We start from the raw sequence: 10,529 nt of genomic DNA on the forward strand, positions 1-10,529 counted from the left end.
ATAGACAGGAGGAGTTTCGTATGAGTCGTAAAATGGTCACCATCGACGGCAATACCGCCGCCGCCCATGTGGCTCACGCCACCAACGAGGTCATTGCCATCTACCCCATCACCCCGTCTTCGGTCATGGGGGAGATCTCCGACGCCAAGAGCGCAGCCGGTGAGAAGAACATCTGGAACACCATCCCGTCCGTTGCCGAGATGCAGTCCGAGGGGGGCGCCGCCGGTGCCGTTCACGGCGCCCTGCAGGCAGGCGCACTGACCACCACCTTTACCGCCAGCCAGGGGCTGCTGCTGATGATCCCCAATATGTTCAAGATCGCCGGCGAGTTGACCTCCACCGTCTTCCATGTCTCGGCCCGCGCCATCGCGGCCCAGGCCCTCTCCATCTTCGGCGACCACTCGGATGTCATGGCGTGCCGCTCCACCGGCTGGGGAATGCTCTGTTCCAACAATGTCCAGGAGGTCATGGACTTCGCCCTGATCTCCCAGGCCGTAACCCTGCGCAGCCGGGTACCGTTCATCCATTTCTTCGACGGCTTCCGCACCTCCCACGAGGTCCAGAAGGTCGAGGAGCTGACCTACGACGACATGCGCGCCATGATCGACGACGATCTGGTGACCGCCCACAAGAACCGGGCACTCAATCCGGACCGGCCGGTCATGCGCGGTACCGCCCAGAACCCGGACGTCTACTTCCAGGGTCGCGAGACGGTCAACGTCTACTATCCGCGGGCGATCACCATCGTCCAGGAGGAGATGGACAAGTTCGCCAAGATCGCCGGCCGCCAGTACAAGCTGGTCGACTACGCCGGTGCCCCTGATGCCGAGCGGGTCATCGTGGTCATGGGCTCGGCTGCCGACACGATCCAGGAGACCGTGGACAATCTGCTTGCCAAGGGTGAGAAGGTCGGCGTGGTCAAGGTCCACCTCTATCGCCCCTTCCCCATCGACGCCTTTGTGGCCGCCCTGCCGAAAACCGTGAAGAAGATCGCCGTCCTCGATCGGACCAAGGAGCCCGGCTCACTGGGCGAGCCGCTCTACCTGGACGTCCGCACAGCCATCGGCGAGGCCATGGCTGACGGCAAGACCAGCTTTGCCGGCTACCCCGCCATCGTCGGCGGCCGTTACGGCCTCGGCTCCAAGGAGTTCACCCCGAACATGGCCAAGGCAGTGTTCGACAACCTGAAGGATGACCGGCCCAAGAACCACTTCGTGGTCGGCATCGTGGAAGACGTCACCAACTGCAGCCTGCCGCTCGACCCGACCTTCCGCAACCCGGCCGAGGGGATCTACTCCGCCATGTTCTTCGGTCTCGGCTCCGATGGCACGGTCGGTGCCAACAAGAACTCCATCAAGATCATCGGCGAGCGGACCGACAACAACGCCCAGGCCTACTTCGTCTACGACTCCAAGAAGGCAGGGAGCATCACCACCTCGCACCTGCGCTTCGGCAAGAAGGCGATCAACTCCCCGTACCTGATCGACCAGGCCGACTTCATCGCCTGCCACAACTTCTCCTTCCTGGAGAAGTACGACATGCTTTCGAAGGCCAAGGAAGGGGCCACCTTCCTCCTCTGCTCCCCGTTCAGCAAGGACGAGATCTGGGACAGCATGCCGATCGAGGTGCAGCAGCAGCTCATCGCCAAGAAGCTCAAGTTCTACGTGATCAACGCCATCAAGCTGGGCGAGGAACTCGGCCTGGGCGCCCGGATCAACGTCATCATGCAGACCGCCTTCTTCAAGATCTCCAACATCATCCCGCTGGAGACAGCCCTCGACTCCATCAAGGACGCCATCAAGAAGTCCTACGGCAAGGCGGGCGAGAAGGTCGTGGAGATGAACAACAAGGCGGTGGATGCCGCCCTGGAGAACATCTTCGAGGTCAAAGTCCCGGCCACGGCCACCAGCTCCCTGAAGAAACCGCCGGTCGTCGGCGCTCATGCCCCGGCCTTCGTGCAGGATGTGACCGCAGACATCATCGCCGGCTACGGCGACGACGTGCCGGTCTCCAAGATGCCGGCCGACGGTACCTTCCCAACCGGCACCTCCCAGTACGAGAAGCGGAACATCGCCGTTGAGATCCCGGTCTGGGACGAGCAGCTCTGCATCCAGTGCGGCATCTGCTCCTTTGTCTGCCCCCACGCCACCATCCGGATGAAGGCTTACGACGGCGCTCTCCTCTCCAAGGCACCCAAGAGCTTCAAGGCTGTCGATGCCAAGGGTAACGATCTCAAGGGGCTGAAGTTCACCCTCCAGGTGGCACCGGAAGACTGCACCGGCTGCGGCGCCTGCGTTCACAACTGCCCGGCCAAGAGCAAAGAAGATCCGAACCACAAGGCGATCAATATGCAGTTCCAGCCGCCACTGCGCGAGCAGGAAGCGGCCAACTGGGACTTCTTCCTCGGCCTCCCCGAAACCGAGCTTTCCCTGCTCAAGCTGGACAGCCTCAAGGGGAGCCAACTGGTCCGTCCGTTGTTCGAGTTCTCCGGCGCCTGTGCCGGCTGCGGCGAAACCCCTTACCTGAAGCTGCTCTCCCAGCTCTTCGGCGACCGGGCACTCATCGCCAACGCCACCGGCTGCACCTCCATATACGGCGGCAACCTCCCCACCACCCCGTGGGCCCAGCGAGCTGACGGCCGCGGCCCGGCCTGGTCCAACTCCCTGTTCGAGGACAACGCCGAGTTCGGCTTCGGCATGCGCCTGACCGTGGACAAGTTCAACGAGGCAGCCCTGGAACTGCTCGACCAACTCCTCACCTGCGGCTGCAAATCCTGCGACTCCTTCCGGTCAACCATGCAGGAGATCAAGGGTGCTGATCAGTCAACCCAGGCCGGGATCGAGGCGCAGCGTGAGCGCGTCGCCGGTCTGAAGAAGGCGCTGGCCACCTGCCCCGAACCGGCTGCCAAGCGGCTCCTGACCCTGGCCGACTACCTGGTGAAAAAGTCTGTCTGGTGCATCGGCGGCGACGGCTGGGCCTACGACATCGGCTACGGCGGCCTCGACCATGTCATCGCTTCTGGCAAGAACATCAACCTGCTGGTCCTCGATACCGAGGTCTACTCCAACACCGGCGGCCAGGCCTCCAAGTCTACCCCTCTGGGCGCCGTGGCCCAGTTCGCTGCCGGCGGTAAGGCGATGCCAAAGAAAGACCTGGGGATGATCGCCATGGCGTACGGCACCGTGTATGTGGCTAAGGTCTCCCTGGCCAACCCGGCCCAGTGCATCAAGGCGTTCATGGAAGCGGAGGCCTTTGATGGCCCGTCGCTGATCATTGCCTATGCCCACTGCATCGCCCACGGCATCGACATGACCAGTGCCGTTGACGAGCAGAAAAAGGCCGTGGCCTGCGGCTACTGGCCCCTGTTCCGCTATAACCCGGATCTGGCATGCAAGGCCGAGAACCCGCTGCAGTTGGACAGCAAGACTCCCACCATGTCGTTCGAGGAGTACGCCATGGGCGAGAACCGTTACCGGGTGCTGAAGAAGGCCAACCCGAAGCACGCCACAGCCCTCATGGCGCAGGCAGCCGAATGGAATACCCGTCGTTTCGATCTCTACGAGAAAATGGCGTCCATCAGCTTCTCGGTCTGCCCGACCGAGAAGAAATAGTTTGTTTCAGTACGATTAAAGCCCCGGCAGGCAACTGCCGGGGCTTTTTTTATTGCTAAACCGGCGGGCTTGCTTGCTAGGTGCCCCCTTTTCTGTTATAAAAAACACTCTGCTGCACCAGTGCGTTACACAAGGAGCCTTCCATGTCGTATCCCCAGATGGTGATGTACGATGAGGAGTTCAAGGAGATCAATGCGGTAATTGAAAAGCTGCTGCGGGAATCCAACTCCAAGGTCATCTTCCTGGTGGACAAGAACGGACAGCTCATCTCAGGGGTCGGTGATGTGGAGCAGTTCGACACCACCTCCCTGGCCTCTCTCACCGCAGGGAACATCGCCGCCACCGGCGGTCTGGCCAAGCTGATTGGAGAAAAGGAGTTCTCCATCCTCTTCCACGAGGGAGAAAAGGACAATCTCCATATCTCCATTGTTGGCGGCCGGGTCATTCTGGTAGTCCTCTTCGACGCCCGCTCTTCGCTGGGGTTGGTCAGGCTTCGGGTCAAAAAGGCCTCGGACGAACTGACCATCATTTTTGACCGGCTCATGACCAAGGCCGAGGAAAAGGAAAAGAGCGGCACCAGCGACTTCCCCTTTGCCGAGATCACCGACGACGATATCGACAATCTGTTCAGCTAGTTCACGACGAGGAACAGGCCCCATGTCCTTCATCAACTACGCCTCCCGCGAAATAAATTGCAAGATCGTTTATTACGGACCGGGTCTGTGCGGCAAAACCACCAACCTCCAGTACGTCTACCAGAAGACCGCTCCCGAGGCCAAGGGGAAGATGATCAGCCTGGCCACCGAGACGGAGCGGACCCTGTTCTTCGATTTCCTTCCCCTGGCCCTCGGAGAAATCCGCGGGTTCAAGACCCGTTTCCATCTCTATACGGTCCCCGGCCAAGTCTTCTACGACGCCTCCCGGAAGCTTATTCTCAAAGGGGTGGACGGGGTTGTCTTCGTTGCCGACTCCCAGGAGGAGCGGATGGAGGCGAATATCGAGTCGCTGGACAACTTGGCCTTCAACCTGAAGGAACAGGGGTATGACTTGGCGAAGATCCCTTTCGTGGTGCAGTACAACAAGCGCGACCTCCCCAATGTCGTGCCGACGGATGAACTCCGCCAGGAGTTGAATCCCGGTGGCGTTCCCGACTTCGAGGCCTGTGCCGCAACCGGCGAAGGTGTATTTGAGACCCTCAAGGCAGTAGCCAAGCTGATCCTCATCGACCTGAAAAAGGGGAGATAACTCCTCACAGACAGCTGACAGGCGGCCTTGGGCCGCCTTTTTTGTATTCCCTCCTTCGCTCACCCTGCAAAATCAAATTATCGGATTATAATTACTCAAGGTAAATTCGCCCTCAGGGAGGATCAGATGCCTGCCCCTGACACTGTTCCAGTGCCGGACGATCCCCGTTGGTCCGCCGTCGATCGGGTCATGCAGCGACACCGCTATGACCGTGACACCCTGATCGAAGTGCTCCACGTTGCCCAGGAGACCTTCGGCCATCTGGACCGGCAGACCCTCGCCCATATTGCCCGGGGACTCTGCCTCCCGCCCAGCATCGTGTACGGAGTAGCCACCTTTTATCATTTTTTTACCCTGGAACCGCAGGGTGAACATGCCTGCGGCGTCTGCCGCGGAACCGCCTGCCACATCAAGGGGTCAGGAAAGATCCTCTCCGCCATCGAGGAGCGGTTCGGCATCGTTGCCGGCCAGACCTCCGGCGACGGCCGCCTGACCGTGGCGGCTCCCCGCTGCGTGGGTAACTGTGTCCTTGCCCCACTGATACTGCTTGACGGCAGGGATGTGAAGGTTGACTCTCCAGCGGCAGCCGTCGCCCTTGTCGAGGAGTTGCTGTCCAAAGGAGCGCCGAAGTGAACGCCTCAGACCTGGAAAAGCTGGCGCTTAACGAGGCGGAGCGGGAGCAGCAGTACCGCCTGCGGGTAACGGTCTGCATGGGATCACCGTGCATGGCGGCCGGCGCCGCAGCGGTCAAGACGACGGTCGATGAGCTGATCGGCCGGCACGGTGCCGCTGCCGATATCCGGGTGGTCGGAACAGGCTGCGTCGGGCCTTGCAGCCGGGGACCAATGCTGCGGGTTGTCACCAGGGACGGCACCGAATACCGATATGAACGGGTCACGCCACCAGCGGCCGCGGCACTGGTCGACAGATTCCTTAACGGTGACGTTGCCCCGACTGAGCGGTTGCTCCCTGCCGACCTCTCCTTCTTTACCGGCCAGACCCGGCTGGTCCTGGCCAACTGTGGCTACACCGACCCGGAACGGATCGAGGACTATATCGCCAGAGGCGGTTATCAGTCCCTGTCCCGGGCGATCCACCACCTGTTGCCGGAAACGGTCTGCGAAGAGGTAACCAGAAGCGGTTTGCGAGGCCGTGGCGGGGCCGGCTATCCGACCGGCGTCAAGTGGGAGCTGGTGCGAAAGGCCAGCGCTAGCAGGAAATACGTGGTGGCCAACGGCGACGAAGGAGACCCGGGCGCCTACATGGACCGCACCATCATGGAGGCCGACCCCCACCGGGTCCTGGAGGGGATGGCCCTGGCCGGATTTGCCGTGGGTGCGGAGCAGGGGTATATCTACGTCCGGGGCGAATACCCCCTGGCAGCGGCCCGGCTGCGGCAGGCGATCCGGGCCGCGGAACGGCTGCAGCTCCTGGGAGGACGGATACTGGAGAGCCGCGTCAACTTCCGGATCGACCTCCGGATGGGGGCAGGCGCCTTTGTCTGCGGAGAAGAGACCGCCCTGCTCGCTTCCGTCATGGGGCGGCGCGGCCACCCCGTTCCCCGTCCGCCCTATCCGGCCCAGCGCGGGCTGCGTGGCTGCCCGACCCTGATCAACAACGTGGAGACCTTTGCCACTATCCCCACGATTATCCGCGACGGGTGGGAAGAGTTCGCCAGCGTCGGTAGCCCAGGGAACAGCGGCACCAAGGTCTTTGCCATCTGCGGCGACCTGGTCAATGCCGGGCTGGTCGAGGTGCCGCTGGGGACGACCCTGCGGCAGATCGTCGAGGAGATCGGTGGCGGTGTCACCGGCGGTGCCTTCAAGGCGGCCCAGACCGGCGGGCCGAGCGGCGGCTGCATCCCGGCCCGCCATCTGGACACCCCGATGGACTACGAGCAGCTGAAGGCGCTTGGCTCGATCATGGGGTCAGGTGGCCTGATCGTGATGAACGACCAACGCTGCATGGTGGACGTGGCCCGTTTTTTCATCGGCTTCTGTCAGGATGAAAGCTGCGGCAAATGCGTCCCCTGTCGGGCCGGGACCGTGCAGATGGGGCTCCTGCTCGACAGGATCTGCTCCGGCCTGGCCAGTGCCTGCGACCTGGAACAGTTGGAGGAGCTCTGCCACCTCTTGCAGGAGACCAGCCTGTGCGGGCTGGGAAGCGCCGCCCCCAACCCGGTCCTGAGCACCCTGCGCCACTTCCGGGACGAATACGAGGCCCATGTTGCTGACCACTGCTGTCCGGCCGCAGTCTGTACCATGGCAACAACGGAGGCGGCATGCCAGCCCTGACCCTGACCATCGATGGCAGGCTGGCGAGCTGCCGGGCAGGGGAAACGCTCCTGCAGGTGATCCGGGGGAACGGCATTGATCTCCCCACCCTCTGCTACCTGGAAGGACTAACCGCCAGGGGAGGGTGCCGGCTCTGCATGGTGGAGGTGGCGGGGCGGGAAAAGCCCCAGGCAGCCTGCGTAACACCGGCCGAAGAAGGGATAGCGGTGACAACCGACAGCGAGCGGCTGCGGCGCTACCGGCGTCAGATCGTCGAATTGCTCCTGGCCGAGCGTAACCATATCTGCTCGGTCTGCGTGGTCAATGGCCAGTGCGAACTCCAGAGCCTGGCCGCACGGTTTGGGATCGATCACGTCCGCTATCCCTACCTCTCCCCCCGCCTCCCCCTGGATGCCAGCCACCAGCGCTTCGGCATGGACCCCGGCCGCTGCGTCCTGTGCGCCCGTTGTGTACGTGCCTGCGACGAGGTGGAGGGAGCCCACACGCTTGACCTCCAGGGGCGGGGCGTCAGGAGCCGCATCGTCATCGACCTGAACGAGCCGTGGGGCAGGAGCGACACCTGCACCAATTGCGGCAAATGCGTCCAGTCATGCCCCACCGGTGCCCTGTTCGAAAAGTGGACGGCCCGGGGCGAGAAGGAGCGGGCACCGGAACTGATCCCGCGCATCGTGGCCTGGAGGGAGACCCATGAAAGGTGAGCGGACAAATCGGCTCCGGGTGGCGACCCTCTGGCTCTCCGGCTGCTCGGGGTGCCACATGAGCCTGCTGGACACCGCCGCATTCCTGCTGGAGCTGGCCGCGGCCATCGACCTCGTCCACTCCCCCCTTGCCGATGCACCGGAGTTCCCTTCAGAGATCGATCTGGTCCTGATCGAAGGGGGGGTCGGAACGGAGCACGACCTGGAACGGGCGCTCTTGGCCCGGTCCAGGAGCAGGCAGGTGGTCAGCCTGGGGGATTGCGCCATTACCGGTAATGTGCCGGCCCTGCGCAACCCGCTCGATCGGGAGGCGATCATCCGGGAGGTCTATGGCGCTGACTGGCGGCCGGAACGGCTTCCCGCACTGCTCCCCGCTGTTTTGCCGCTCCACCGGGTCATCGCGGTCGACCTGTTCATACCCGGCTGCCCCCCCGAGCCGGAGCGGATCAGGACCGTGCTGACGGCCATCATCAGGGGCACGCACCTCCAGTTGCCGCCACAGATGCTCACCTTTGGCTGAGGCTTTACAATGGCTGAGACGATCTCCATAAACCCAGTCACCCGGATCGAGGGACACACCCGGATCGACATCTTCCTGGATGATAGCGGTGCCGTTACGGATGCCCGTTTTCTCTCCACCTCGTTCAGGGGGTTCGAGGCATTCTGCCACGGGAGGAGCTTCTGGGAGATGCCGGCGATCACCGCCCGCATCTGCGGCATCTGTCCCACCAGTCATGCGCTGGCCTCGGCCCTGGCCGGCGACCGGCTCCTGGGGCTCACCGTTCCGCCAACGGCGGTCAAGCTCCGGCGCATCCTCGCCCTGGCCCAGGTGGTGCAGAGCCATGCCCTGAGTTTCTTTTTCCTGAGCCTCCCCGATTTTATCCCCGGTCTCAGGGACGACCCTGCCAGGCGGACCCTCACCGAACTGGCCCGCAGCCACCCCGACCTCGTCACCCATGCGGTGCAGCTGCGCCGTTTCGCCCACGAGATCGCCACCCGGATCGGCGGCGGGGTGGTCCATCCCCAGTGGATCATCCCCGGCGGCATGGCGGAACCGCTCAGCGAAAAGGTGCGGCAAGAGCTCCTCAGCCGGATTCCCGGCTTGACCGCCATCGCCACTGCGACCATCGCGCGGTTCCGGCAGATAAGCGCCGGGCTGAAGCTGGCCGGCCGCCTCGGGAGCCTGCCGACCCTCTACCTCGGTCTGACGTCGTCCGAAAAAACGCTTGAATACTATGAAGGGGAACTGGCGGTGATGGACCGGAAGGGGAAGCTGCTGGTGGCAGGGGCCGTGCCGGAGCGGTTCCCGGAACTGGTGGCCGAAGAGGTGTCCAACTGGAATTACCTGAAGGGGCCGTATTACGCGCCGCTGGGTGCTGCAGACGGCAGCTACCGGGTCGGGCCACTGGCGCGTCTCAATCTGGTGGCCCGTGCCGGCACAAGGCAGGCGGATGCCGAACTGGCGACCTTCCGGGATCAGGCAGGAGCCGGCCACCCGGTCCACGACGTGTTCTTCGCCCACCACGCCCGGTTGATCGAGATCCTGGTGGCACTGGAACGGCTTCAGGAACTGCTGGACGACCCGACGATCATTGACCGCCGGGTGCGGAGCCGGGCCGAGGTGAACCAGCCGGTGGGGATAGGGGTCTGCGAGGCCCCCCGCGGCACCCTCTGCCACGAATACCATGTGGATGAATACGGCCTGCTGGAGCGGGTCAACCTGGTGATCGCCACGGTCCAGAACAGTCCGGCCATGAACCGGGCCGTGCGGGAGATCGCCGGCCAGGAGATTCGGGGCGGCAGGCTGACCGAGGCGGCAAGTCAGCTCCTGCAGATCGCCATCCGGGCTTATGACCCGTGCATCAGCTGTGCTACCCATGCAGCCGGCAGTGGGGGGCTCCGCATCCGCCTCGTCGCCCCGGACGGCTCGGTCGTTCAGCAGCTCCCGTGACCGGCCAATGAGGGTGTGGCCGAAGTTGTCGGCCGATCTCCGGACGATATGCTTAAATTTGAGAGGAAGATGGGCTTCGGAAAGAAATCGACGTTTAATTTCTTGATTTTGTCTGCGATCTTTTTTGCTCGCCAGTGTGTTGTGAAGTCAGAGTAGTCTGCGCATACAGTAACTTTCTAACCTGACTCCGTGACGGCAAATTCAGCAATTTAAATTTGCCCGCTGTAACCATTTGAAGTTCTTTGACAATTGAGCTATTTTGCTACGCAATAAAAACTCACCCGGCAGGTGAATTCATGAAGCGTTTTGTGATCGAACAGTCCGACGAAGAATTCTACACTTCCCACTCCGGCATCGCCCTTGTCGGGCTGGCCCTGAACCGTTTCACGTCCCTCTCTTCAGCCCTGGCAGTCATGGATGCCCCGGGCGATCTGATCGCCGGCATCGACATCATCAGGAGCTACTGTGCCCTTCTCGCTCAAGGGAAAAGTGATTTCGTCGCCGTTGAGCAGTGCCGAAACGATGACTTCTTCCGGGAAGCGCTCGGCAACAAGGAGATCCCCTCGGAAGGAACCATGCGGCAGCGCATGGATGAATACGCCAAGCGGATTCTGGCCGCTGTCTCCTGGGCTTCCATCGAATTCCTGCAGAGGACGAAAGTCCCCCTGACGGCCATCTCCACCGGTCACATCCCTCTTGATATCGACGGCTTCGTTCTCGACAATTCGGG

At 62.6% G+C, this 10,529-nt stretch carries 8 protein-coding genes and 1 pseudogene; all 9 read left to right on the forward strand.

Features of this window, described 5'->3' with window-relative positions:
- Positions 1-20 precede the first annotated feature (20 nt).
- Positions 21-3,611 carry a pyruvate:ferredoxin (flavodoxin) oxidoreductase gene (nifJ, locus tag JN12_RS16765; RefSeq protein WP_145024853.1) on the forward strand — a complete coding sequence of 1,197 codons (3,591 nt, stop codon included), beginning with the start codon at positions 21-23 and terminating at the stop codon, positions 3,609-3,611.
- Positions 3,612-3,754: 143 nt separating this feature from the next.
- The gene (locus JN12_RS16770; protein ID WP_145024855.1) at positions 3,755-4,246 is read left to right on the forward strand and encodes a roadblock/LC7 domain-containing protein; all 492 of its coding nucleotides are present in this window, start codon (positions 3,755-3,757) and stop codon (positions 4,244-4,246) included.
- Positions 4,247-4,268: 22 nt separating this feature from the next.
- On the forward strand, positions 4,269-4,856 hold the full coding sequence (locus JN12_RS16775) for a GTP-binding protein (RefSeq protein ID WP_145024857.1): 588 nt from the start codon (positions 4,269-4,271) through the stop codon (positions 4,854-4,856).
- Positions 4,857-4,982: 126 nt separating this feature from the next.
- The gene (locus tag JN12_RS16780; protein WP_145024859.1) at positions 4,983-5,489 is read left to right on the forward strand and encodes an NAD(P)H-dependent oxidoreductase subunit E; all 507 of its coding nucleotides are present in this window, start codon (positions 4,983-4,985) and stop codon (positions 5,487-5,489) included.
- On the forward strand, positions 5,486-7,150 hold the full coding sequence (locus JN12_RS16785; protein WP_145024861.1) for a NuoF family protein: 1,665 nt from the start codon (positions 5,486-5,488) through the stop codon (positions 7,148-7,150). The genes JN12_RS16780 and JN12_RS16785 overlap by 4 nt, the downstream gene beginning before the upstream one ends.
- The gene (hoxU, locus tag JN12_RS16790) at positions 7,138-7,848 is read left to right on the forward strand and encodes a bidirectional hydrogenase complex protein HoxU (protein WP_145024863.1); all 711 of its coding nucleotides are present in this window, start codon (positions 7,138-7,140) and stop codon (positions 7,846-7,848) included. Before JN12_RS16785 ends, hoxU begins: the two co-directional genes overlap by 13 nt.
- The gene (locus JN12_RS16795) at positions 7,838-8,368 is read left to right on the forward strand and encodes an NADH-quinone oxidoreductase subunit B family protein (protein WP_145024865.1); all 531 of its coding nucleotides are present in this window, start codon (positions 7,838-7,840) and stop codon (positions 8,366-8,368) included. Before hoxU ends, JN12_RS16795 begins: the two co-directional genes overlap by 11 nt.
- Before the next feature lie 9 nt (positions 8,369-8,377).
- Entirely contained in the window at positions 8,378-9,799 is a 1,422-nt protein-coding gene (locus JN12_RS16800; protein WP_145024867.1) for a Ni/Fe hydrogenase subunit alpha, read from the forward strand.
- A gap of 296 nt (positions 9,800-10,095) precedes the next feature.
- A pseudogene (locus JN12_RS16805) lies at positions 10,096-10,529 on the forward strand (IS1380 family transposase); the annotation flags it as partial.

Origin of the sequence: Geobacter argillaceus, assembly GCF_007830735.1 — a bacterium.
Classification (GTDB): Bacteria; Desulfobacterota; Desulfuromonadia; order Geobacterales; family DSM-12255; genus Geomobilibacter; species Geomobilibacter argillaceus.